Source organism: Terriglobus albidus (genome assembly GCF_008000815.1).
GTDB lineage: Bacteria > Acidobacteriota > Terriglobia > Terriglobales > Acidobacteriaceae > Terriglobus > Terriglobus albidus_A.
In genome coordinates, this window is the sequence record NZ_CP042806.1 from 1,312,562 (window position 1) to 1,338,493 (window position 25,932).

Genomic DNA, 25,932 nt, shown 5'->3' on the forward strand with positions numbered 1-25,932 from the left:
CACGCAGCTCGGACCAAAGTTATTTCTACGAACCAAATCGGGATTGCTTCAATTTTCTTTGGTTGCCGTACAAAACACCCTCGATCAAATGCCTTGACACTCATTCGAAAGCAACCATATAGTTCGGTCCGCTTCCAAAAGATGCACTGGAGATGCACTGATGTCAAAAAAACGTAGCTTTCTTCTCTTGCAGTTCTTGTTGTTGGTCGGGTGTTTTTTGGGGTACAACGCTTTCGGGCAGACACTCTACGGAACATTGACCGGTGTTGTCAGCGATGCGACCGGTTCCGTTCTTTCCAACGCACAGATCACCGCAACCAACCCATCCACCGGTCTTAGCCGCACCACAACGACGGACGCCTCCGGCAACTATCAGTTCACCGATCTTCCGCCAGGCACGTACGACGTAACCTTCTCGGCGCCGAACTTCACGCAGAGCATCAGCAAGGGTGTTGCCGTCAGCGCCAACCAGACCCGCCGTATCGACACGACGATGTCGCTTGGCGCGGTCTCCGACAAGATTGAAGTCACCACGGCTCCGCCGGCACTGCAGACCGATCGTGCCGACGTGAACTACGAGATCACCAGCACCCAGGTGCAGGAGCTGCCGACGACGTCTACGGCTGGCCGTAACTTCCAGGGACTCTACCGTCTGATCCCCGGTGTGCCTCCGCCGACAGAGAACAACTCTCAGGCAGGTAACCCGGGCCGTACTCAGGCCGTGACGGCAAACGGAATTGCGAACACGATCAACTCCACCAAGATTGACGGCGCAGCCGTGGGATACCCGTGGCTTCAGTCGATCGTTGCGTATATTCCGCCGACCGACTCGATCGAGTCAGCCAACATTGTGACCAACAGCTTCAACGCCGAGCAGGGCGCTGCCGGTGGTATCGCAGCGAACCTGATCGTCAAGAGCGGTACGAACAACTTCCACGGCGGCGCCTGGGAGTACAACTCGATCACGCAGTTCAATGCACGTCAGTACTTCACGCGTGTTTCGACGACTCCGGTAACGCCGAAGAACATTCTGAATGAGTACGGCGCGAACATCGGCGGCCCGATCATCAAAGACAAGCTCTTCTTCTTCTTTGGCTATAACAAAGTTTCCTTGCGCCAGTTCAAGACAGGCAATGCAATGAACGTGCCGCTTGCTGCCGTGCGTGGAGGCAACTTCGCCGGTACCGGGGTTACGATTTACGATCCCACGACAGGCAATGCCGACGGTTCCGGCCGTACGGCGTTCGCGGGGAATGTGATTCCGAGTTCGCGTCTCAGCTCGGCTTCGCAGAAGATTCTTGCCCTGCTGCCCACGGAGAAGCTCAACGCCACCTCGAATAACTATCCAGGCGGTGCGATTCTGTCATTTGACCGCGCAGCCTATGACACCAAGGTGACTTACAACCCAACGACGAAGATGACGGTCTTCGGCCGTTACTCCGTGCAGCGCTCACAGATCACTGATCCTCCGGCGCTTGGTAATGCCATCGGCAATACCTGGGATGGTGGCCAGCCTGGTTCCGCACCTGGAACGATCCAGAACATCGGTATCGGTGCTTCGTATGTCGTTACACCGAACTTCGTGATCGACGGCAACGTCGGTTTTGTCCGCATCAATCTCGCCGCACGCGCTCCGGACTATGGAACGAATGTAGGTCTCGATACGCTGGGGATCTCTGGAACCAACGGGTCTACGCCGTTCCAGTCTGGTACGCCTGGCTTCATCGTCGCCAATAACTCAAGCTTCGGAAATTACATCCAGTCCAATCCGTTCCAGTTCCGCGATATGCAGTATGTCAGCAACCTCAATGCTTCCTGGATTCGCGGACGCCACACGATGCGTTTCGGCGGTGAGTATGTACACTCCGCCATCAATCACCTTCAGGCCAACAACGCCGGTCCCCGCGGACAGTTCACGTTCTCCGGCGGTGTGACCGGCAATAACAGCGGCGCAACTGCGGACGCTCCGACCTACTATCGTGCGGTTGCCGATCTTCTTCTCGGTATGCCGCAGGCCATCGGCAAGACGGTGCAGTCTTTCCAGCCAAACGGTCCGCGCTTTTCGAGCTTCAGCTTCTTCGCGCAGGATACCTGGAAGGCTACCGCAAACCTTACCATCAACTATGGCGTTCGCTATGAGTACTATCCCTTCGCGAACCGCGACCACACTGGCGTCTTCCGCTTCGACCCCTCAACCAGCAATGTGTTGATCGGCGGTCGCGGCAATGTACCGACTAACACTGGCGAAGACGTCGGTCACGGCATGCTGGTCCCGCGTCTCGGACTCAACTATCGCATCAATGACAAGACCGTAATCCGCACCGGCTCGGGGCTCACAGTCGATCCGGAAAACTTCCGTTTCTTCCGTGACTCCTATCCGGCACTGATTACGCTGAACAATACCGGCACGAATAACTACGTTCCCGCGGGTGCGCTCACGGCTCCGAACTCGTCAGCACCAAACATGAACACACTGCCGAGCGGTACTTTGACAGCAGGTGTTCCGACTGTAGGCGTGCCGGATATCTCGTCCGGTATTGTGCCGCTCCCGTACAACTACACGACACAGACCGCTCCGCAGAAGTGGCGTCGCGGTTATATCGAAACATGGAACCTGTTCGTCGATCGCGACCTGTTCAAGGGCATGGTCCTGAACATCGGCTACGTTGGCACCCATCACGTGCGCCAGGTCGTCGGTATCGACATCAATGCAGGTGGCGTCAGTACATTGGGCGCCAACAGCCGTCCACTCTTTGCCAATGCAAATGCCCCAGGTGGCGCGAGGCGCTATACCGGAACCATCCTGAACGTCCTTCCGTGGGCAGATGAAAAATATTCCGGCATGCAACTGCAGTTGAGCAATCGTAGTTCTGCGCAGTTGCAGTATGGCTATTCCTATACCTGGTCGCACTACATGAATAACTACGACGCGGACAGTACTCTCGGAGCGGTCGCCTTCAATACTCCGGCGCTGCAGAAGCGTAACTTTGCCAACTCGCAGTTCGATCGCAAGCACCTCAACGTACTGTGGACTGTGTGGCAGATGCCGGTCGGTCGTGGACGTCGCTTCCTGAACCAGGGGATTGTCGGCAACCTCGTCGGTGGATGGGATATGAACACCATCATGACCTACTACAGCGGACGTCCGTTCCAGATTACGGATAACTCGCAGGCTGGTAACGGCGACACGGTTGTTCCCAACCAGGTGAGCCCCCTGCAACTGAGTGGAACGAAGTACACGAGCGGTTCCACCACGTATCCGTATTACTTCGTCAATAACGGCAATATCACCAAACTGCCGAATGCAAGCTCCAACGGCAACATGGGCCGTAACTCTGTCCGTGGCCCTGGCTACTTCAATCTGGATGTGGGACTCACGCGTAATATCCCCATCTGGAGGGAGATTGCCGTGGTGCTGAAGGCGGAGTCGTTCGACGTCACCAACACGCCGCAGTGGAGCAACCCCACCGCTAATGTGAATGACGCCGGCTTCGGCCAGATCACCAGCGTTCTTTCAACCAGCAACCGGACGCTGCGGTTCAGCGGACGTATCAAGTTCTAACGAACACCTACCGAAGCGGGCCTCGTTCCTTTAGGGATGAGGCCCGCTTCGCATTTGTGTAAGAATCGGCTTCGCGATGCGAGGCCTTTCTTTTTTACTCACTCTCTTGATGGCGGTTGCAATGCATGGGCAGATACATGTGGTGAACGCCGGCTTTGGCGGCAGAAATACTGCCGAGCTCGAAAAACGTTTCGCGCATGAGTTGGCGGAGGCCAAGCCTGCCTATGTCGTGCTCTTTGCCGGTACCAACGATGCATTGAACGATACCAAGTTTCTTACTCCATCGCAGACGAGAGAGAATCTCACCGCGATGGTCCAGCAGGCCCAGGCTGCAGGAGCGTCTGTGGTTCTGGTGACCGTGCACGATCCGGATCTCACGCGCCTGCTGAAACGCCACCGGCCCGAGGCATACGGTAGTGTGCCGCCTGTGGAGCGGGTTGCCCAGGTGAATGCCGTGATCGAGGAAGTGGCTCGGACCCACCATGCCGTCGTTGTCCCGTTTCATGAGATCCTCCAGCAGGCCGGCGGGGCGAACGCCGAACTAAGCACCGACGGAGTTCATCTGACTGCGAAGGGCTATGGCATGCTGGCCGCAGCAGTGCGCTCAAGGCTGCCGCTGCAGATTCCTCCAAACGTTTCGGTTTTGTGCATGGGAGACAGCTTGACCTACGGCATCGGCGTCCGTCCTGATGGGGCGCCGGAGACCGCCGAAACCTACCCCGCACAGTTAAGCGCTCTTCTTCGGTGACGACAAAGCAGCCCGGGCGTCGGTAGAATGCCCTGCATGGCAACGACTCTCCCGCCGCCGGTTCAGGAATCTTCGGAGACCTCCGGCGTCATCGAAGCGCATGTGCAGCGGGTGCTGCACAGTCCGCACTTCGCCCGGGCTGAAACGCAACGCAAGTTGCTGCAATACCTATGGGAACATCGCTTTGGGAATGTGAGCGAGTATGCCATCGCCACGGATGCGCTTGGCCGTCACAGCAACTTCGATTCCACGACGGATGCCTCGGTTCGCGTTCACATCTCCCGCCTGCGCCGCAAGCTGAAGGACTACTACCAGCAGGAGACCGACGAGCTTGAGCTCCTGGTTATCCCCACCGGTACCCATCAACTGATGGTGCTCGACCATCCCGCGCCTTCCGTGGCTGAGCCGCTGCCGGCTCCGGATCTCGATCCCGTCGCCGTGCCAGAGGTGACCCGGTCGGCAGTTCCGTTCCTGTGTGGAGCTATTGTTCTTCTGGTCATGGCCGTCGTATGGCTGGCCTGGAGCAACCATGTCTTGCGCGCGACGAATGATCGACGGGCGCCAAATGCCTTCTGGGCCTCGTTCCTGGAGGGTTCAGCCCCGATCCGCATCATTCTGCCGACGCCGATCCTGTTTTCGTTTTCGAATGCCCCGACCTTCCGTTTCCGTTCCACTCAAGTTAACGATTACAACGACATCCCCAAGGACCCCCAGTTCGAGGCATTGACGAAGGATCTGGGGAAGCCGTCGTTGGAGCAACCCTACACTGTATCCTGGGACACGCTTGCCGCCATCGATATGGCGCGCTACCTGGACTCGGTCGGGGCCAAACAGCGCGTCTCGTTCGATGTGACTCGGGATCTGTCTCCGATGGTCCTGGAACAGGCGAATGTGATTGCCCTCGGGACTCATCAGACGCTGCAGCCGCTCCATGACTATCTGCAGGCGATGAACTTTTCGCTGTCGCAGTCGGAGCTCCGGGTTACCAACGCCCATCCCTCCAAGGGAGAGCAGGGGACCTACGAGATCATCCATAAGTCGAGGGATCATGAGGTGCGCCCCTCCATTATTTCCATCCTTCCAGGCCGTGCACCGGGACTTAAAGTCCTGCTGATGCAATCTCGGGATACAGGAGCCTTGGTTGCGTTGATCTCGTCTTCGGCCGGCTCCAACTCGATTGAAGAGATGTGGAGGAAAAACGGTTCACCGAAATACTTCGAAATGGTGACCTATACCGAGGTGGAGAGCAATCGGGCACTGGGCACCTGGCCGGTGGCAATGCACGTCTTCACCTCGCAAGCCCCTGCAAATTCAATGTAACAGCGCGTAACATACGGCTCGAAACGTGTCAGCCATGTCGTCGGGATGGCAGTATCCTTTCCATGACTGGATTGCTGCATCGCATATTCCCTCTTACTGCTGCTCTTCTTCTTTTCGCCCCGTCAGCCATTTCGCAAAGTGCTCCGCCCGATGACCTGGTGGTCTACGGCGGCACGGCCTCGGGAGTCATGACCGCTTATGCCGCGGCAAAGGAAGGGCTGCATGTCGTGCTGCTCGAGCCTGGTACGCACCTCGGTGGCATGGTGACCGGTGGGCTGTCGGCGACAGATGTCGCGCACTATCAGATCATCGGTGGCTATGCCCGCGAGTTCTACCGGCAGGCTGCAGCTCACTACGGCGTGCACACCCTGAACAAGCATGACGACTGGCTGTCGGAGCCGAAGGTGGGAGAGGCGATCTTCCAGCAGTGGCTCAAGCAAGCAGGCGTCGAGGTTAAGTTTCATGAGCGCCTGAAGGAACACGGCGGTGTCTCGAAATCGGGAACGACCGTTCTTTCTATCACGACAGAAGACGGCAAGGTGTGGAAGGCGAAGACCTTTGCCGACTGCTCCTATGAAGGCGACCTGATGGCGCAGGCGGGCGTGCACTATACCGTCGGCCGTGAGGGCATGGAGGTCTATCACGAAGATCTCGCGGGGGTTCGCGTCGACACGCCCAAACACCAGTTCCTGTGGAAGATCTCGCCCCTCGACGAGAAGGGAAAGCTGATGCCCGAGGTTGATCCCGGGCCGATGGGGGCAAACGGTGCGGGGGATAAGAAGGTACAGGCCTATAACTTCCGCATGATTCTGACCGACTCTCCGGGCAACAAGCTTCCGTGGACGAAGCCTGAGGGATATGACGCCTCCAACTTCGCGCTGCTGGCGAAGTACCTGGGCGAATGGAAGGAGCACATGCATCGTGAACCAACCTTCCGCGACGTCATGAACCCGGTCATGATCCCCAACCATGAAGCGGACTTCAACAACAACGGCGCCTTCTCCAGCGACTACATCGGCAAGAGCTGGACCTACCCCGACGCCGGCTATGCCGAGCGGCAGAAGATCTGGGACGACCATCTGCTCTATACCAAGTCGTTCCTGTGGTTCCTTGCCTCTGACTCGCGGGTACCAAAGCAACTGCAGGCGGAGGTCAACAGCTGGGGCCGGGCGAAGGACGAATTTCTCGATACGGAGGGTTGGCCCAACCAGCTCTACATCCGCGAAGGGCGCCGCATGATTGGCGTGTACGTCATGAAGCAGGCTGACCTGCAGACCGATCGCACCAAGCCTGACTCCATTGCCATGGGTTCCTACAACAGCGACTCCCACAACATTCAGCGCGTCGCTACGCCCGACGGCGGCGTCCGGAATGAAGGTGATGTGCAGGTTTCGGTTAAGCCCTATGAGATCGCCTTCGGCACCATCCTTCCCAAAAAGGAGGAGACGGTGAACCTGCTCGTCCCGGTCTGTCTTTCGGCATCGCATGTCGCCTACTCCTCCGTTCGTATGGAGCCGCAGTACATGATGCTCGGTCAGGCTGCGGGGGTGACGGCTGCGATGGCGGTCCGGGGTAAGACGGCTGTTCAGGAGATCGATGTGAAGTCTCTCCAAAAGCGTCTGCGCGAGCAGAAGGCCATCCTCCATATTGACCAGGAAGAGTCCGGGGATAGCCTCTAATTCTCCGTAATCCTATGAAAACAAAGATGCTGTTACGTAACGTAACAGCTTGGAACTTCACCGGCATCGATCCGGGAACGAATAGTTAGCTGCCATAAGGGACAACTGGCGATTCCTTTTCTTTGGGAATCGCCTCCCTTGGACCCAGGACAAACTGCAGTGCTTATGAGGCCCAACCTATGAAGCAAATTCTCAAGACGCAAGGCCGTTGCTTTGGCCTTCTCCTCGTTCTTCTCCTCGTTTCGTCTATGTTGCCGGCGCAGGTTGCGAACGGGGTCATCACCGGACGTCTGACCGACAGCACCGGCGCAGTGATTCCCAACGCCCAACTCACCCTTACCAAGACTGACACCGGACTGAAGCTGGCGACCCAGAGCAACAGCGACGGTATCTACAACTTCTTCTCACTTCAGACCGGACCCTACAAAATTCAGGTCTCGCAGAGCGGTTTCAAGTCGGCAGAGACGACGCTGACGCTCACCGTAGGGCAGACGGCGACGATCGATCTCTCGCTTGAGATCGGCTCCAGTACCGAGACCATCAATGTCGAGTCGGCCGGTATGGCCGATCTCGAGACCAGCGATTCCACCATCAGTTACACGGTCGGGACCCGCCAGGTGAGCGACCTTCCGTTGAATGGACGCAACCCCTACGGCCTGGCAGCACTGTCGCCCGGCATCGCGCCTGGTGGCGGCTTCGGACAGGGGGTAAGCCAGACACGCGGCGCTGTTGTGGCTGCGGGTACCAACAATTTCGAATCCAATGGCGGAGCGGCGGGTTCGAACGAGATCTTCTTCGACGGCGTGCCGGTAACAGTTTGCTGCCAGGGCCAACCGGCGCTAACACCTTCGGTTGAGGTTGTCGATCAGTTCAAGGTCATCACCGCGGTTCCTTCGGCGCAGTTCGGACGTTCTTCCGGCGGCATTCTGAACATTGTGTCGAAGACCGGTACGAACCAGATCCACGGTTCCGCCTACGACTACCTGCGCAACGAAAAGCTCGACGGCGCGAACTACTTCCTGAAGTACAACAACACGCCGCCGATCCGCGGACGCAACGACTTTCGCGCACCGCACAAGTTCAATCAGTATGGCTTCTTCCTGAACGGTCCTGTGTGGTTGCCGAAGATCTACAACGGCCGTGAGAAGACCTTCTTCACCTTCGGGTGGGAGGCCTCGCGCAACGTACTGTATAACGCGGTGACGGCGACTGTGCCGACGGCTTTACAGCGTCAGGGTGTGTTTACTGAAGCTCCCGGAATGATTTATGACCCCTACAGCACCAGCGGCAATACCCGTCAGCCATTGGCTGCCGGCTGCAACTCAACGGGATGCTATGGCGCCGGCAAGCTGGTGCAGAATATCAATCCCGTCTCGCAGAAGCTGTTACAGTTCCTGCCGCTTCCCAACATCTCCGGCACGTCGAATAACTACGTCTACGCCAATCGCACCAGCGATCAGGTAGACCAGTTCAACTTCCGCGTCGATCACAACTTCTCGCCATCGCAGCGTGTCTTCGTACGCGGCACCCGCGACACCAATACGCATCACGAGAACGATCTCTTCAATCAGGCCAACGGTCCCAGCGGCATCAACCAGACCCTGCGCGCCTATCTGTTTGCGGTTGGCGATACCTGGACGATTACGCCGAACTTTCTGCTGCAGACCAACTACGGCTTCGCTTACCAGAAGAACTTTCAGATTCCCCAGAACTACACCGGCTACAAAGCATCCGACTACGGATTTACCAACCTTGACTCACAACAGCAGCTTCCTGGCCTGCCATATATCGGCATTAGTGGCTACGCCAATATGTCAAACGCCACTAATACCAACCGCTGGGAGCACTACAGCCACTTCCTCGAATCGACGGCGGTGTGGCAGCACGGCAAGCATACTCTGACTTTTGGTTATGACGGCCGTCTCATCCAGGAGCACCAGCAAAGCGCCGGCAACGGCCCGGGCTCCCTCACCTTCGACACCACACTGACCAACGGTCCGATTGTCACCAGCGCGGCGCCATCCAGCCAGGCGCAGTTCGACTCCTTCGCGGCATTTCTGATGGGGACCTTCACCAATGCTGCGATCGTTCGCCAGGTGAAGCCGGCGTATGACTCCTGGTATCACGCCCTGTATGTGCAGGAGGACTGGCGGGCGAATTCGAAGCTGACCATGAACTTCGGTCTGCGTTATGACATCGAGACCGGATATCGTGAGCGGCATAACCAGTGGGCCGATCTGGACCTGTCAGCATCGAATCCGCTTTCGAGCTCAGCGTTGCCCTTTACCGGCGGAGCGCGTTATCTCGGCAGCAACTTTCCCAATCGCACGTGGAAGACCTATTACAACAAGTTCGCTCCACGTATTGGCCTGGCCTTCCAGGTAACGGATAAAACCGTACTTCGTGCCGGATATGGCCTGCTGTATCTGCCGACGTCGCAGCGGTTCTACAGTACAGGAACGCTCGGTTATTCGCAGCAGACGCAGACAACCTTTACCAGCACCAGTGTTCCGACGACCACGATTGCGAATCCATTTCCATCGGGTGTGTTATTGCCGGCAGGCCCGAGTGCCGGTGTGACTGCTGGTACAGGTACCTCTGTCAGCGGCGCGATTTATAACAATCCAGTGCCTTACTTTCAGCAGTACAACGCCGGCGTTGAGCGGCAGATCGCTAATGGCGTCGTTGTCCACTTCAACTACGTCGGCACCCACGGTGTCCACCTGCCCATCAACTATCGTCCGAATGACCTTCGCGATCAGTACTGGGGTGCGCCGGGAAGCCAGTCTCAAATCGACTACCTCAACACGCAGGTTGCGAATCCGTTCTACGGAAATTCACAGGCTGGTCCGCTGGCCACACCGACTACCGTGCAGCGGGTGCAATTGCTCTCGCTTTATCCGCAATACACGCCGAACACCGGTATGGCAAACAATTCCATTACCGTCGCCCAGATGGGGATCGGCGCCTCCATCTTCAACGCAGCGCAGGCCTTCATTACCATCCAGCGCTCGAAGAATCTTTCGGCAACCGTCAGTTATACCTTTTCCAAGTTGATGGGCAATGGCACGCCTTCGCTGACCGCCTTCCTCAACGCTAACTACTCCAACGGAAGCCCCGGCATCCAGAACAGCTATCACATTCAGGATAAGGAGTGGTCTGTGCTCTCGACGGATATTCCTCATCGCATCGTTGCAAACGCCAATTACACGCTGCCTTTCGGCCGCGGCCAATCATTCGGAAGCAACGTGAGTGGATGGATGAACCAGGTCATCGGCGGATGGAAGCTCAACAGCATTGTCTCCGTTCAGTCTGGCTACACGCTGGGCATTACACAGACCGGCGGTCAGGCTTACTCCGGTGGGCGTCCCTTCTTTGTCTCCGGTGTCGATCCTCTTACCTCGGGTGATGTTCATCAACGCCTCGGCGGTAACGGCCAGACACAGGGCTATCTCAACCCCAACGCCTTCCGCAAAGCGACCGCCTTCGAACTTGGGGATACGCCTCGCTTCTCTGGCCGGATGCGCAGCCCGGTTGGCTTCCAGGATGACGTGTCTCTGCTGAAGGACTTCGCCATTCACGAGCGTCTCGGATTGCAGTTCCGTCTTGAAGCCTTCAACTTCCTCAACAAGGTGCAGTTCGGTGTGCCAAACACTCAGTTTGGGTCCGCGACGTTCGGCGCCATCACAACGCAGGCAAACCTTCCACGCAACATTCAGACTGCGCTCAAGCTGACGTTCTAGGTCGCCCGCGTATTCGTTGCCCCACCCTTTTGCTCCGCAAAGGAATGGGGCAACGAGACCGTCGGTTTCCAAATGGGAGTATCGATTTTCGATGATTTTCAGTTACTGCACTTCAACCTTGGCTGACCAGAAGAAGCTCTTCTGGTCGGTCGCGCCCAGGACGGTTACCTGGCACTGGTATTCGCCGGGCTCAAGCTGGTCCAGCGGAATCGTCATGGCGATTGGGGTAATGTGCAGTTGTGTGCTGCCGGCGTTCGATGCAATGACCGTCGGTGTCTGCATGGCGACCTCCTGCTTCCCATCGTGAGTACGGAAGAAGGTGGCATATGCCAGCAGGGGCTCTGGTGGAGTGGTGCCCTGCTGGTAAGCCTGCAGAAAGATGGTCGCCGGCCGCGCGTGATGGAAGACGCGTGTCACCGAGGGGATCAGCTTCTCTCCGCCCAGCATCAGCGGATTGACGGCATCGTTCTTCGCCTGCTGCTTCTGCTTCTCTACATTGAACAGAGCCTGTGAGGCTGCAACACGCTGGCTGCTCAGAACCACGGAGCTTATGGCAAGGCGCTCGATTTGCTTGTTGAGGTTCGGGACGATGAAGTTGGCCTGGTAGGTCCCGATGCGTCCGGTCTCATTATCGCGTGCGAGGAACTTGATCAGGTACTTGCCGGGCAGCAGCGTGAAACCTGCGTCGTATTGGATCGGGCGGCGAGCCAGTTCCTGAGCGGTGGAGTCGGAGAGCTTGATGTCGACCGAATCGCGCAGGTTCTGCACAGTAGAGCCGTAGCTGTCCTTCACTTCGCCGATGAAGTCGATCAGCGTATGCTGCGAGCCGCGTTTCTTGGCCAGCGCCAGCTCGCGTCCCGGAATCTTTACGGCGATGGGGACGAAGTACTCCGCACGGTTGAGCTGGAAGTAATTCACCTCCATCGCGATGGTGAGATCGGTGACCGGATCGGGCTGCATCAGCGCATCTTCAAGCTGACGCTCTTTGTCTGCGGTGTTGAACTTGGAGTAGTCTTTGCCGGCGTAGTAACCCTGACGGTACTCGAGCGTTGCTTCCTGCCCATTGTTCAGCGTGATCTTGATGCGGCGGAACTTGCCGTCCTTGTCTCCGTTGGTTGTGTAGTAGCCGAGGAGGTAGTAGCTGGACATCGACTCCTGCGCATTGCGAATGCCGCGGGTGAGGTCGTTGTTATCCAGCAGTGCCTTTCCACCGGTATCTGAGGCCAACGCATAGAGAGTGTCCTGCGACTGGGCGCGCGCATTTGTGACTGAGGTAGCAGATGCACCGGTGTACATAGCCAGTCCGCCGGGCGAGCTCTGCGTGGCATCACCCATCGGCGGTGTAGCCACCAGACCACGTGCATCGATCGGCCAGAACGAGACGCCGGCCCGGATAGCCGCGTTGGTGGTGGCATGCATCTGCGCCTGGTTGTTCAGGCCATTCAGGTTTAAGCCAGAGCCGAAGTAGAGCAGCGACTTCTTCTCACTCAACCGGCCCAGCATGTCGGCGGCAGTTTGCAGCGCCGCGAGCTGACGGTCGGTGTTGAAGATGTTGAACTCCGCATCGTCCTGTCCGAAGGCCGCTCCGGGATCAGAGGTGTCGTCGCCGGAGTTATCGCCTGCCATGCCCTGACCTTCACCGACGATCATGGTGCTCAGGATAGACAGCAAACGGTTGCGGTCAGCAGAGAAGTCCTGCAGCACATCCACGGAGCCGCCGCCATAGCGCAGAAGCGCGACGAGATCTTCCGGAAGCATCTGTGTGCGAATGAATTTTTCGGCAGCCTGCAAGGCACGCAACTGATCCGGTGGAGGCATCGATGTCATATCGAAGTACATCGCCAGCAGGCGATGATCGCGATACTTCGGCGTTGCGGCGGACTCGCCGGCGATCTGCGTGCGGCTGAGCTTGTCGTAGATCTTTATCTTCTCGTCGTTCTTCGCCGGTTCTACCGGTACGGCCGCGGACGGGGCAGAGAGCTTCTGGAACTCGAAGAGCTTGATGTTCTGCTCTGCGCCATTCTCCGTAATGGTGAAGTCCTTCGCCGTCAGGCCAGGGATCGTATTGCCCTTCTTGTCTTTCACGGTCAGGGTCTCGACGACAAGATTCGACGTTACCTTCATGGTGAAGACTTGGTCTTGTCCATCGCCCTGTGGCTTGTTGGTGCCGGTCTGTTGGGCGGTGAGCGTCGTTGCGAGCAGCAGTGGCAGAAGTTTGCGCATTAGAAACGAAGCCTCGAGACGAATTGCACGGTACGCATGCCGTTCCAGGTTGCGGGAAGGCCGAACTGGGTAGAAGTGAGCGTTGTGTTCCAGCGGGTAAAGGCGACGTGATTCAGTGCATTGGTTACATCAGCACGGATATCCAGGTTCATGTCGCTCTTCAGGCGGAAGGTGCGTGCGAGCGATGCATTCAGGCGGAACTGACCGGGGCCGGTAATGGAGTTGCGGCCTGCGTTGCCGAAGGTGCCGGCGGCGGGCGTGGTAAATGCTGCGGGATTCAGATGCAGCCCTGCAGGCGCGGCGTAGACATCTGCACCTGTCAGTTGCGCGCGCAGGTTGTTACTAACCCCGGTGCCGGGTGTCGCTACGGGATAGATCGGTGTCTGCGGCTCTCCGCTATTGAGCATAATCTGACCGAGTACCGTCCATTCTTTGAACGCCGTGCCTGCTTTGCCGTTCATGAGGGTGCCGCCACCAACGCCCATCCCAGTGGTGTACTGGGCCGTCAGCGAGAGCGTGTGACGCTGATTGAAGGCTGAGCGTCCGCGTTCTGCCTGCAGGTCGCGCCAGTTCTGCGCAACAGTCGTGTCGTTCTTGGTGGTGGGTGCAGGTACGGCAAAGGGATTCTGCGAGGTGGCGCCTGTGCCGGACGATGCATTCTGTCCGCCGAGGAAGGATGCATTGTCGATAGCGTTGGCGTAGGTGTAGTCCAGCGATGCGGTAAATCCGTTATGCAGGCGGCGGCGAAGTTGTACCTGTCCCGCGTGACGCGTGGAGTTCCCGCCCGAGGTCAGATAGGTGAAGCCGTTCGGGCATGAAGGGCACAGGTCCGCGCCGCCATAGGCATAAGTGTTTGGCAGGATCTGCTGGGCCGCGTGTGTGCCTTTCAGGCCGTTGTAGGTGGCGGTCAACTGCAGCGAGAACGGGAGATCACGTTGAATGGCGAGTTGCCAATCCTGTACATAGCCCGCACGGAATCTCGGATCGACGGCGAAGGTGTTTGATGTGATACCGGCGCAGTTCTGAAAGCCGTTGGCCAGGGTGATGGGGCAAGTGCTCGAACGCTGTACGGACAAGGAACGCGAGAGTGGCGCCTGCTGCGCCAGCTTCAGGGCCGTGGTCTGGTAGACAGAACTATCGAAGTAAATGCCATAGCCCGCCCGCACGACAACAGAGGATGCAGGGATAGGCCGCCATGCGACGCCGATACGCGGCTGGAAGGCCTTGCGGAAGGGACGGATGAGCGAGTCGGGATAGTGTTGTCCGGTCAGGCTGCCGGTCGGGGAAGAGGCCAGCACTTGCGAGACAGCCGAGAAGTCCGGCAGGATATCGAGATTCACCATGCGATCTTTCAGTTCGGTGATGGGCGCACCGTACTCCCAGCTGACGCCGGCCTTGACAGTGAAGGTCGGTGTCATGCGGAAGTCGTCGTCGATATAGGCCCTGAAGACGTTCTGGCGGAAGTACTTGTCGGGGTTGCCGGTAGCAAGGGTGCTGGTATCGGGCACGCCGAGCAGAAAGCCCGCGAGATCGTTACCGGTAGCCGTACCGGTAAAGCCGAACGAGCCGCGCGGATTCTCCTGGGTGAAGTAGTTGAACTGCTGGCGCCGGTACTCACCGCCGAAGGTAAGGTTGTGGCGCCCGCGGTTCCACTGCACGGCTCCAGTGGCTGTCTGCGTCTGGTTCCGGTTGTACGCTGGAATTCCATCAGTCAGGGGCGTAATGCCGCTGGCGAAGGAAAGCGTCGGCGGACCGTAGTTGAACGGGTCCTGGTTATTGCCGGAGATGCCGGCATTGCCGGAGACGTTGGTGCGGCCCTGAAAGTAGGCAGTGGTGCGCTGCGTCTGCCGCGCAAATTTATAGCCGACGTTGAACGACCAGCGCCCATTGATGCGGTGCGACCAGTTCACGCCACCGGCGAGGCCGAAGTTTTTCTGGCGGTCAGTGAACTGGAAGACCGTGTTCGACGAACTGCGGATGGACTGGAAGTTGAGGTTTCCGTAGACCTGGTTCTTTCGATTGACGGTCTTATCAACACGCGTTTGCAGCGCATCCTTGTGCGAGCTGTTTAGCAGTGTTGTCTGATAGTTGTAGCGCGTGCTTCCGGATAGATTCGGCAGTGGATAGAACTGCAGCAGCGATGCCGCCTGCGATGACACCGGGACCTGGTTGTTGGCGTACGGAAGTCCGGTTGCCGGATTGATGATGGATGTAGCGACCGAAGAGAGATCGCCGTTGCGCTGCGCCTGCGTTGGCACCAGTGCTGAGGAAGAGTTGGCATTGCTGTCCCGTGTCCATTGATACGCGAGAAAGAACGTAGGTGCGTTGTTGCGGTTCGTCAGATGCGGAATACGCAATGGTCCGCCGAGTGTGGCCAGGCCGGTGAAGTTGTAGTACGAGGGTTTGGGAACATCAAGGCCTGTGAGCGAGTACGGCTTTGCATCGAAGATCGCATTGCCGAAGCTCATGATGCCGATACCGCCGTTGTAGAGCGAGCGGCGGTTATTACGACGATTGCCGATGGCGGCAAACTGCGCAAAGGGTGAAGACGCTCCATTGTTCACGCTGCCATTGATCAGCAGGCCATCGTTGTTACGCGCTTCCTGTGTCGCCGGAGGTGGAGGTGCGGCCGCGGCCTCGTCTTTGCTGTCAGAGCCTTTCTTTGCGGGTGCAGGCAGAGCGGCAGTAATCACCGGGGCAATCGGCTGATCTGCGGGCTGCGCATGAATCTCCGCCAGGGGCATCAGCTTCATTTCGAACTTAGTTGCATCAGTAGCCGTGGAAGTGACGTTTACCTCCTGCGTCATGGTGGTAAAGGCCGGCTTGCTGATACGGATCGCCCACGCGCCGTCGGCGATGTTTGAGAGCGTGTAGAAACCCTGTTCGTCCGTTACGGCTGTAACGGTAGTGCCCGCGTGAGTCGCGGTGATAACAGCGCCCGGAACGGGGAAGCCGCCATAGAGAACCTGTCCCCGTTGTTCAGCGGCGAAGGCGGCGCAGGGGAAGAGAACGTATGCGCAGAGCGAGCGGAGTGTACGTATCAGAGTCATCCAATGGCTTTCTTGTGCTGCGGAACGTCAGGTTTAGTTTTCTGTAGGACGTTCGATATGGTTGATGGCAACCGCCGGGACAGTATCTTTTTGTGATTCCAGTTTCAGGCCAAGTTGCTCCTGCAATGCCGTGAACAGCGTCGGACCTGCTTCGGCGGCAGGAGCGCTGCTTGCATCTGTCGCAGCGTTGGACTGTGGTGTCCAGTGGAGCTTCCAGTCATACTCTCCGGACATATTGGTTTTGTTTATGACGACGCGTCCGTCCGCCTCCGGCATGTTGGAGATGACCCTGGCAACCAGGTCCATGGTGATCGCGCTACCCTCGGCGTTGCCAGGACCTCGCCCCTGCCATCCATGGTTCCGTTGTTCTCCGGGGGTGGGTGGAGGTGTGGGTGTTACCTTCGCTCCGCCCTTCGCGACCACCAGCGCATAGATCGGTACCTCGGCACTCTGTGGCGTGGTTTCGAGATGGAAGCGCTCGACCAGCATCTGCCGCACGATCTCCCGTACTGCTGTAAAACGGCCTTCGAACCCCATCTTCATCAGCTCTGCACTCAGAGCCTCATCTTCCTTGGCATCGATCTCATACCGGTCCGTGTTTACCCAGACCGGAGCGTTCAAGAGTTGCGAGTCAGACTTCAGGTCGTAGGCAAACTTGATCACGTCTTTGAGTGGCATGTTATGTACGGTCATCTTGCCCTGGCCAAACAGGAGTGAGTTGCCTGTAGAGCCGGGCGGGGTGGGCTTAATGACGACGACCTCAAACTTCGCATCGGCTATCGGTTGCGATGTCTGTCCAATGCAAAGAGGAGCCGCGAGAGCGAGCATGCTTACTAGAAGAGACGGGACGCGTGTCATATTCAGTTCTCCGTCGGCCGTTCCAGATGGTCAATGACAACGATGTCGATGGGAGCCTTGTCCTGTTCCAGCTTCAGGCCCAGCTGCTCCTGTACGGCGGTAAAGAGAGAAGGTTTTGATGTGTCTTGTGCCGCGTCGGGTGACCAGCTCAGCTCCCAGTCATAATGTTTTGTCAGGCCAGTCTTGTCGACGACGACTCGTTCATCGACATCTTCAAGGTGTGACAGCATGGCGGCGAATATCGCCATCGTGACATTTGTGGCCGTGATGTGCGTAGAAGTGAATGAGAGGCTACCCTCGGTTTCACTCGATGAATCGGAAGAATCCTCGATCTGCGGTTTCGGAGCCGATTCCTTCAGTTTTGGTCCGCCTTTTGCAACGGTGAGGGCGTAGACCGGACGTTCGCGGTGGATGTGCGTGACCTTGAGATGGAAGCGATCTTCCAGAAGGTGTTGCATCTCAGCTCTACAGAGTTCCTCTGATTTCTGATCGGATAAGGTTTTCGACATCGCGATGGTCGCGTCGTCGGCCTTTGCCTCGATGGTGTAGTGGGTTGACCGAGCCCATTCAGGGAGATTCTCGAGTTGCGATTCGGAACGGATATCGAATGCGATCTTGATGATGTCGCGGAGGCTCGCATTTACTAGCCGAAGTCCCTCCGCTCCAATCTTCCAGTTTGCATTGGAATCTTCAATCGTCGGGGGCCGTATCGACGCTACCTCGTAGGCATAGCGCGCCTGCCCATAACCGGCTATAGAGGCAAACAGCAGGCAACCCATCAGAATGTGGCGTCGACTCATGGTGCTCAGTTCTCCGTCGGACGTTCCAGATCATCAATCACCAGCAGGTCTACCGGAGCTTTGTCCTGCTCCACTTTCAGACCTAGCTGTTCCTGCAGTGCGGTAAAGAGGTTTGGTTTTGAGGTATCGGCTGTTGGAACCAGCGCTGGATTGCCATCGGCTCCACGAAAGCTATTTTGCTGTCTCTCAGGCGACCAGTCCAGTGTCCAGTCGAATCTTCCGGGAAGATTTGTCCGGTCCAGCACGACACGGCCATCCGTCTCGGTCATGTGCGAGAGCTGGTTGGCAAACATCTCCATGCTGCCGTTGGTGACAACCATGTGCCCGTTGCTTGTGCTGGCGCTGGTTCCGCGGTCCCGGGGTTTGGCGTTGGGGTCGGTGTCCGGGGGGGGCGGGGGAGGGATGGTTGCCTTCAGCTTGCTGCCGCTTTTGGCAACCGTAAGGCTATAGACCGGCAGCTCTTTCTTTGCCCAATGGAACTTCAGGTGGAAGCGGTCTTCGAGCAGCGACTGCATCATCTCCTGCTGCCACTTCTGGCGCTCGTCGCGGGAGAGGCCTTTCATCGTGACGGCGGTTTCTTCATCCACCTTGGCATCGATATTGAACCGCTCCGATTTTGCCCAGTCGGGCATACTCTCGATCTGTGATTCAGACCGGATGGTGAAGCCCATCATGAGAAGTTGCCGCAACAGGACGTTTTCGCAGCGAATGCGATACGGTGTAGTGCTAACGCTCGTACTATCGTTGGCCGCAGCCGACGGCTTTACCGAGACGACTTCAAAGCTGTGTTTCTGTTGGCCGGTCTGAGACGGGCTCTGGGCACAGGCGGCTAATGCGCCGCCCAGCACGGCAGTTGCAAGAAGTCGACGCATGGCGATGGATACGCAGGCGGCCACGGTTTAGTTCGCTGTCGGGTGGTCCAGACTCTCAACATGGTAGCTCGTCACCAGATCTTTGGCCGTCTCCAGCTTGAGACCGAGTTGCTCCTCCAGGGCGGTGAAAAGGGTCGGCCCGTTATTGTCCGACGCTGGGGGTGGAGGCGCTCCGCTGTCGGCTCCTCGGAAGGCGGGCGCAGGCATCTCCGGAGTCCACTTCAGGGTGAAGTCATAGTGTCCGGTCAGGCCGGTCTTATCGACGACGACGCGTTCGCTTGCTTCAGGCATGTGAGAGATCACATTCGCAATCATGCCTGTGGTCGAGTCAGTACCGGTTAGCTGACCGCGGCCATCCATCATCATGCCCCGCCGCATACGTTGAGGCCCCCCGGCTCCCGGCCCTGCATCCGGTCTGGCGCCAGGGCCGGCCTTCTCGTCTGCGGGTGGAGCCGCTGACGGCTTCATCTTCACGCCACTCTTTGCCACGACCAGCGCGTAGACGGGCTGCTCTTTCTGTTCCTTGGTGAGCTTCAGGTGAAGTCTCTCTTCCAGCATCTTCTGCACCATGCGCCGCGTGGCATAACCGCGTTCTTCCTCGGGCAGTTTTCGCAGAGCCCGGGCCTCTTCCTCATCCTGTTTGGCCTCGACATCATAGTGCTCCTGCTTTGCCCACTCCGGCAGGCCGCTCAATAAGGAGGAGGACTTGATCTCGTAGGCGAAGTTGATCAGCTCCACCAGTGGCATGTTCTTCGCATGCAGGACTCCCTCGGACATCTGCATCATCATGCGCCGTTCTGCCGGATCGCTGGGTTTGATGGTGGCGACTTCAAAGGCCGGCTCGGGCCTGGCGGTCTGTTGTGCCGCACCGATGCGCGTAACCGCGATGCACGTAACCGTGCAGAGGAAGAGAGCAGGAAGACGGTTCATGAGATTTCCTCGATGTGTTTCCTTGGACAGCGCCACCGACGCATGGTTAGGTGCAAGGCCAAAATTTTCTCCAACTTACCGGCGTTTTAGTGCATCCAGCTCGTCCAGGGTCCGCGGCCAGTCCTTGCCGAGAAGGCGGGAAAGACTACGGTCGGCCAGTACCCGGCCTTCGGTCTGACAGGTCGCGCAGTAGTTGGTTTCGTTATCTGCATAGCGGATGCGCTGCACCGGCGACCCGCACCGCGGGCACGGCTTGCCGAAGCGTCCATGCACAGCCATCTCCGGGCGGAAGGCGGTGACCTTCTCCGGGAACTTCTCCTCGGCCTCTGCTTGCAGCCGGTCGATCCATTGCTGCAAGGCTGTGCCGGTTCCGTCATAGAGCCGGTGCCACTCGTCTTCGCTCAGCTTGCCGGTCTGGAGGATGGGTGAAAGCCGGGCCGTCCATAGAATCTCGTCTGAGTAGGCATTGCCGATTCCGCTGACGATGCGCGGGTCGGTCAAGGCACGCTTGAGCGTCCGGTTCTCAGCACGCAGGGCGGCGCGGAACTGCTCCGGTGTCGCGGTCATGACGTCGATGCCGCCGGGGTCCATCTCCAGCAGCGCGGCCTCGCCCCGCACCAGGTGCAGCGAGGCTCGCCGTTTGGTTCCGGCCTCCGTTAACAGGAGTGATCCATCCTCGAAGTCGAAGGCGGCAAGGTTGATCCTGCCGCTGAGTTTGGCTCCCGCGGGCTTCCAGTGCAGTCGGCCGGCGATCATCAGGTGCAGCACCAGGAAGAGATCGTCCTCCAGAACGAAGACGATGCGTTTGCCCACGCGCCGCAGCGCGAGGACGGCCTTGCCTTCGGCTTTATAGATGGGTGGGTCGGCTGTCCGCAGAAGGGATGGTCCCTGAATCCGTACCTGCAGCAGGCGCTTGCCAACGACCCGGGGAGCGAGGGCGTGGAGATAGGCGGCGATATCAGGCAGCTCCGGCATGGCACCAATATCTTATGGAAACCGGAATTAGGGCGTTTTCCCTGTTGCTGGGTGTCCCGGAGGAGCCGTGCGGCGGCGTTTTCATCGCGGAAAACGCCCATAGACGCGGAAGCCCTGCATTACACCCACAGGGAAAGCGCTCTAGGGAACCGGCTTGAAGGCTCCAGCGTAGAATCCATTCGAAGGAGGCGCCCCATCGCCATGCAAAGCCGTATTACCGGAACCACCATGCCCGTTCTCGAGTTCCTGCTCGAGCCCGGCGAAACCATCATCTCTGAAGCTGGAGAACTCTCCTGGATGTCGCAGAGCATTCAGATGCAGACTCACACGCAGTTCGGGGGCGGAGGTGGTTTCTTCGGCGCGATCAAGCGTATGGCCGGCGGCGGATCGCTCTTCATGACCGAGTACCGGGCCTTCAATTATCCGGGCGAGGTCGCCTTCGCGACCAAGGTCCCAGGACACATTGTTCCGGTGGAGGTCTCTCCCGGTCACGAGTACCTTATTCATCGCCACGGTTTCCTCTGTGCGACCTCGCAGATACAGCTCGGCGTCGGCTTCCAGCAGTCGCTTGGAGCCGGTATCTTTGGCGGCAGCGGCTTCATCCTCCAACGTGTGAGCGGTCAGGGCACGGCCTGGCTGGAGCTTTCGGGCGAGCTAGTCATCAAAGACCTTCAGCCTGGAGAGGTCCTGCGCGTTCACCCCGGTCATGTCGGCGCCTTCCACACGAATGTGAACTTCCAGATCACGACAGTCCCGGGCATCAAGAATATGCTCTTCGGCGGCGACGGCATCTTCCTGGCGCAACTTACCGGCCCGGGGCGCGTATGGCTGCAGACGCTGCCGCTTCCGCGTCTGGCGCATGCGCTGCAGGAATACATCACGGTCGAACGAGTGCGAGAAAGCGGTGAAGCCGGCGCGATTGGAGCGATTGTCGGATCGGTATTGAGAGATCGTTTTTAAGGGCGATGAAAGGAAAGCAGGGGGAGTTCCCATGCTTTTTGTTTGTCATTTCGTAGCGTAGCGGAGAAATCTGCTTTTCTGCCCGAGAGTTAGGGGGAATCGGGCGAAAAGCAGATCCCTGCAGGATGACAAGCAAAAGAAATCGTGCGACACGCCCGGGGGTGGAATCGGGAATCGAGGGTTGCGCTTGGTGGCTCCGCTCAGTAAGACTCAGGTATAAAGCATTTCTCCTAAAACGGTAGCTTTGGAAAAATCTGCGAATGCCGTTTTCTTCGCGGAAAACGGCGCAGACAGCCAAAACTCCGCTCTACACCCTTAGGAGAAATGCTTTAGCTCAAGCGCTCTACCTGAAAGGCCTTCATCACTGATGCAACCGAACGCCATGCTGCACCCTGCTTTGTCTTTGCTTCTCACCGCCACCCTGGTGGCGCAGAGTGCGCCGCCACCGCTGGCAGGCACATCGTTGCCTCCGGCTTCGGCGATGCCGTTGCCCTATGACCGCGGCTCGGCAGCCGTCTGGCAGGGGCTGCAGAAGCTCAGGACTCGCGCCAGCCTGCTGACCGTCAACGCCCATCCCGATGACGAGGACGGCGCCATGATGGCTTATGAGGCGCGCGGCAAGGGAGTCGATGCCTCGCTGTTTGTCCTGACGCGTGGTGAGGGCGGCCAGAACGTGATGTCCGGCGACTATTGGGATCAGCTCGGTCTTGTCCGCACGCAGGAGTTGCTTGCCAGCACCGGCTACGAGGGCATTCATCTTTACTTTGGACGCTTTGCTGATTATGGCTTCTCCAAGACACTGGAAGAGGCGCATAAGCAGTGGGGGCATGAAACCGTGCTGCGCGACGCCGTGCGTATCGTGCGTATTCTGCGGCCGATGGTGGTGACGTCGAGCTTCAACGGCAACTTCGCCGACGGCCATGGACAGCACCAGGTCTCCGGAGAGATGGCGCAGGAGGTTTTCAACGCGGCTGCCGATCCCAACATGTTCCCGGAGCAGATCAAGGAAGGCCTTCTGCCCTGGAAGGTGCAGAAGGTCTATGCGCGTGTGCCGTTTGCGCGCGTAACCGAAAAGGGCATCTTCGACTACGCCACCACCCGCTGGGAGCCGGTGGTCTTCCATAACTACGTCAACATTACGGATATCAAGACGCTGCCTTCGGTCACGGTGCAGATCCCTGTTGGCGACTACAGCTATGTGCTGGCCAACAACTACTCGGCGATCGCCCGTGAGGGATTGGCGCAGCAGCGCTCACAAAACGGCGGTATCGGTCCTGCCCTGCCGGCTCCACAGAACTCGGCTTACCATCTGTGGGCTACGCGCGCTACGGCTGCCGTGCCGGAGAAAGAGAGCGACTTCTTCGAAGGCATCGATACCACGTTGCCGGCCATTGCCGATTATCTTCCGGCGGCGGAGCGCAACCCCTGGCAGCAGCAACTGATCCGGCTTGCCACGACGATCGCGGACGCAGGTACGCACTTCGATCCGGCTGATCCCGGCAAGGTAGTGCCGATGCTTGCCAAGGGACTGGAGCAGACCAACAAGCTGCTCGCCGATCTCGATGCGGCGAAGCTTCCCGAAGAAGCCGCATACAACATGAAGCACGAGCTGCGGGTGAAGCAGCAGCAGTTCCAGACCACGCTGGCAGCAGCACTCGGTATCTCGCTTACGGCCTTCACCGGCCGTCCGCCGGCGACTGGCCCCGGAGGTCCGAGTGGCCCTGTTGGTCCGGCAGACTTCTCGCAGACAGCGCTGCCGGGGCAGACGGTGCAGGTGAATTTGCATGTCGCCAACATGGGTTCGCAGGAGGTTTCGGTGCATGTTGCTGCGCTCAACCTCTATGACGGCAAGACGGTGAACGAGATTGGCGAAGGCGCTGCCGATCTCGAGAAGCTCGCTGGTGGTAAGGTGATCGACCGTCCCATCAGTATTCAAGTGCCGGAGACGCAGCCGTACACCAAGCCATACTTCTCACGGAGCAGCCTGGAGCAGACTGTCTACGATGTACAGAATCCAGCCGCACTCGGTATGCCGATTGAGCCGTATCCACTCAGCGCCGTGATTCATGTGCAGTACGACGGCGTCACCTTCCCCGTCACCGCGACGGTGCAGACACAGCATCGCTATCTCGGCTTTGGCATTGTCTATGAGCCGCTGTTGATTGCTCCTGCGATCTCGGTTACGGTCTCGCCGCATGCGGGTATTGTTCCTATGACAGCGACGAGCTTTACGTTGAACGTGAACGTGCGTTCGAACGTGAAGGGAGCAGCGAAGGGAGAGCTTATGCTCAACCTGCCTGCGGGATGGACTTCCTCACCGGCGAAGGCCACCTTCAGCGCTATGCGCGACGGCGATGAGCAGAGCATCAGCTTCCAGGTGACACCGAAGTCGGTTGAAGCAAAGGCGTACACGCTTACGGCGGTCGCAACCTATAACGGCAAGCAATATACGGATGGCTACGTCACAACCGGCTATACGGGGCTTCGCCCGTATCCGTCGTATCGTGATGCGGCGTATCGCACGACGGGCACGGATGTGAAGATCGCGCCGGGTCTCAAGGTGGCCTATGTGACCGGCACCGGCGATGAGGTGCCGCAGACCTTGGCGGACTTCGGTATCCATCCCACATTTCTTTCCCCGCAGGACATCGCCAAGGCCGATCTCTCGGCCTATGACGTCATTCTGCTGGGCATCCGCTCCTATGCGGCTCGGCCGGAGCTGCGGACCTTCAACAATCGCCTGCTCGAATACGTGCAGCAGGGCGGCGTGGTGATCTCGCAGTACCAGAGCAACGAGTACGACCACAACTTCGGCCCATACCCCATCACGCTGGGTGGGGAAGGGGAGCGCGTCGTGGAAGAGGACTGCAAGGTTACGATCCTCGATGACAAAGACCCTGTTCTTAGCTGGCCCAACAAGATCACGACGGCAGACTTTGATGGGTGGGTAGAAGAGCGTGGCCACGGCTTCCTGCAGAGCTGGGATGCGAAGTACACGGCTCCGACCGAGATGCACGACACCCAGATGGATCCGCAGAAAGGCGGCCTGATCTATGCCCGCTACGGCAAAGGTGTTTATGTCTACATGGCGTATGCGTTCTTCCGCCAGATGCCGGATGGTGTGCCGGGAAGTTTCCGCATCATGGCGAACCTGTTGAGTGTGGGGAAGAATAAGAGTTTGAAGTAACGCATATTGCGTGTTTCTTTTGGTGGTGGAAATCTATGAGCCTTGTGACAAGAAGTATTTCAAAAGACGGCACGCTTGCTCCTTCGGCTCTAAATATTTTGGACCACATTCCCGAGGAGGCATTGTTTCATACCGCGCATCGGCTTCGGCATCCTGCTTCGATATACGAGTTATCACTCAAGAAGCTTGCTGAAGCATTTTGCCAGGTAGGTAATGAATATTTGCTTGAAACAGAGCGTTGCCTCCATGATCCTGATGCTTCACTCAAGATGTCTCAACTTCTAAAGTTTCAAGTGAACTTTCTTCGTGCGTTGCAGGAGCACGTGGACGAGTTGTGGCTGATCTTAAAAACGCTCGTCGATCCGGTTTCAGCCGTAAAACATGGAGATTACAGCGAGAGTTACGTGGTCGACAACAAGCTCCCAGGCGCAAAATCTTTTCGTGAGGCCATTGCGGACTATAAGAGAGCACTACGCATTGCGAATAAATTGAAGCACCAGCAATGCCATCTGCGAGGAGTTGGGGTCCGCCTAGAGAATAGTATTCATCTCGGTTATTGCCTCGAAGAGCCGCATCCTGACGGAGCAATGGGGCCGTCATTGGATATCCATCCCGATCAAGGGGCATTTTCGTTTGCCCGCGACCTCACGTGGCATCTTGCGAATGTGTATCTTTGTTCTGAAAAGCTGGTAAAGGCAATTACGAAGGCATTGGGAGCTCGTGGGATTTCCATTCAGTACCGGAAGGCATCAGTCAGTGAAGAGTGGAAAGCCGTCGTGTCTTTAGTGGACAAAATCCCCATGGCGTACTTCCCTAAAGAACTTCGGCTGCCCCTCGCTCGATTTAGCCTTAATAGCAATTTCGACGTGTTGAGCCTAAAGATTCCAAGTCGGATAGATTTGGAGTTTCCTAGTTCTTTGAAAGTCACATATTCGTTTGCGGTAGATCGCCATAGTCCAAGATGTCGGGTGCCAGTTCCATAGGAGTTGGACTTATTTGCGGTGTCTGCACTTCTCGGAAATGTG

Annotated in this window: 15 protein-coding genes; 8 read left to right on the forward strand and 7 right to left on the reverse strand. The window is 58.0% G+C overall.

From position 1 onward, the window contains the following. The first annotated feature begins 160 nt into the window (after window positions 1–160). From FTW19_RS05265 to FTW19_RS05285, 5 genes are all read left to right on the forward strand, one after another. Window positions 161–3,562, forward strand: a complete 3,402-nt coding sequence (locus FTW19_RS05265) for a TonB-dependent receptor (RefSeq protein ID WP_147646660.1) — start codon at window positions 161–163, stop codon at window positions 3,560–3,562. A 76-nt stretch (window positions 3,563–3,638) separates the two neighbouring features. Further along, window positions 3,639–4,310: an SGNH/GDSL hydrolase family protein gene (locus FTW19_RS05270; RefSeq protein ID WP_147646661.1), complete on the forward strand. Its 672-nt coding sequence runs from the start codon at window positions 3,639–3,641 to the stop codon at window positions 4,308–4,310. A 36-nt stretch (window positions 4,311–4,346) separates the two neighbouring features. After that, window positions 4,347–5,630, forward strand: coding sequence for a helix-turn-helix domain-containing protein (locus FTW19_RS05275; protein ID WP_187143287.1), 1,284 nt, complete (start codon window positions 4,347–4,349; stop codon window positions 5,628–5,630). 62 nt (window positions 5,631–5,692) lie between these two features. Beyond that, window positions 5,693–7,309 carry an FAD-dependent oxidoreductase gene (locus tag FTW19_RS05280; protein ID WP_147646663.1) on the forward strand — a complete coding sequence of 539 codons (1,617 nt, stop codon included), beginning with the start codon at window positions 5,693–5,695 and terminating at the stop codon, window positions 7,307–7,309. Between the two features lie 179 nt (window positions 7,310–7,488). Next, the gene (locus tag FTW19_RS05285) at window positions 7,489–11,052 is read left to right on the forward strand and encodes a TonB-dependent receptor (RefSeq protein ID WP_147646664.1); all 3,564 of its coding nucleotides are present in this window, start codon (window positions 7,489–7,491) and stop codon (window positions 11,050–11,052) included. A 102-nt stretch (window positions 11,053–11,154) separates the two neighbouring features. Here the strand turns inward: FTW19_RS05285 and FTW19_RS05290 are convergent, their stop codons facing one another. From FTW19_RS05290 to FTW19_RS05320, 7 genes are all read right to left on the reverse strand, one after another. Next, a complete protein-coding gene (locus FTW19_RS05290) occupies window positions 11,155–13,275 on the reverse strand; it encodes a VWA domain-containing protein (RefSeq protein WP_147646665.1) in 2,121 nt (706 codons plus the stop codon). Continuing rightward, window positions 13,275–16,325 carry a carboxypeptidase regulatory-like domain-containing protein gene (locus FTW19_RS05295; RefSeq protein WP_147646666.1) on the reverse strand — a complete coding sequence of 1,017 codons (3,051 nt, stop codon included), beginning with the start codon at window positions 16,323–16,325 and terminating at the stop codon, window positions 13,275–13,277. The genes FTW19_RS05290 and FTW19_RS05295 overlap by 1 nt, the downstream gene beginning before the upstream one ends. Before the next feature lie 33 nt (window positions 16,326–16,358). Further along, the gene (locus FTW19_RS05300) at window positions 16,359–17,183 is read right to left on the reverse strand and encodes a TIGR03435 family protein (protein ID WP_147646667.1); all 825 of its coding nucleotides are present in this window, start codon (window positions 17,181–17,183) and stop codon (window positions 16,359–16,361) included. A gap of 2 nt (window positions 17,184–17,185) precedes the next feature. Continuing rightward, window positions 17,186–17,983 (reverse strand): TIGR03435 family protein, encoded by a 798-nt coding sequence (locus tag FTW19_RS05305; RefSeq protein ID WP_147646668.1) that lies wholly within the window; start codon window positions 17,981–17,983, stop codon window positions 17,186–17,188. A gap of 5 nt (window positions 17,984–17,988) precedes the next feature. After that, on the reverse strand, window positions 17,989–18,855 hold the full coding sequence (locus FTW19_RS05310) for a TIGR03435 family protein (RefSeq protein WP_147646669.1): 867 nt from the start codon (window positions 18,853–18,855) through the stop codon (window positions 17,989–17,991). 27 nt (window positions 18,856–18,882) lie between these two features. Further along, window positions 18,883–19,785 (reverse strand): TIGR03435 family protein, encoded by a 903-nt coding sequence (locus FTW19_RS05315; RefSeq protein WP_147646670.1) that lies wholly within the window; start codon window positions 19,783–19,785, stop codon window positions 18,883–18,885. A gap of 75 nt (window positions 19,786–19,860) precedes the next feature. Further along, window positions 19,861–20,760, reverse strand: a complete 900-nt coding sequence (locus tag FTW19_RS05320) for an Fpg/Nei family DNA glycosylase (RefSeq protein ID WP_147646671.1) — start codon at window positions 20,758–20,760, stop codon at window positions 19,861–19,863. Window positions 20,761–20,961: 201 nt separating this feature from the next. On the opposite strand from FTW19_RS05320, the gene FTW19_RS05325 reads away from it, so the two are divergent. From FTW19_RS05325 to FTW19_RS05335, 3 genes are all read left to right on the forward strand, one after another. Continuing rightward, complete coding sequence (locus tag FTW19_RS05325) at window positions 20,962–21,720, forward strand: TIGR00266 family protein (protein ID WP_147646672.1); 759 nt, start codon at window positions 20,962–20,964, stop codon at window positions 21,718–21,720. Between the two features lie 367 nt (window positions 21,721–22,087). After that, window positions 22,088–24,907 (forward strand): PIG-L family deacetylase, encoded by a 2,820-nt coding sequence (locus tag FTW19_RS05330; RefSeq protein WP_147646673.1) that lies wholly within the window; start codon window positions 22,088–22,090, stop codon window positions 24,905–24,907. A 35-nt stretch (window positions 24,908–24,942) separates the two neighbouring features. Continuing rightward, the gene (locus tag FTW19_RS05335) at window positions 24,943–25,890 is read left to right on the forward strand and encodes a hypothetical protein (protein ID WP_147646674.1); all 948 of its coding nucleotides are present in this window, start codon (window positions 24,943–24,945) and stop codon (window positions 25,888–25,890) included. Window positions 25,891–25,932: the final 42 nt, after the last annotated feature.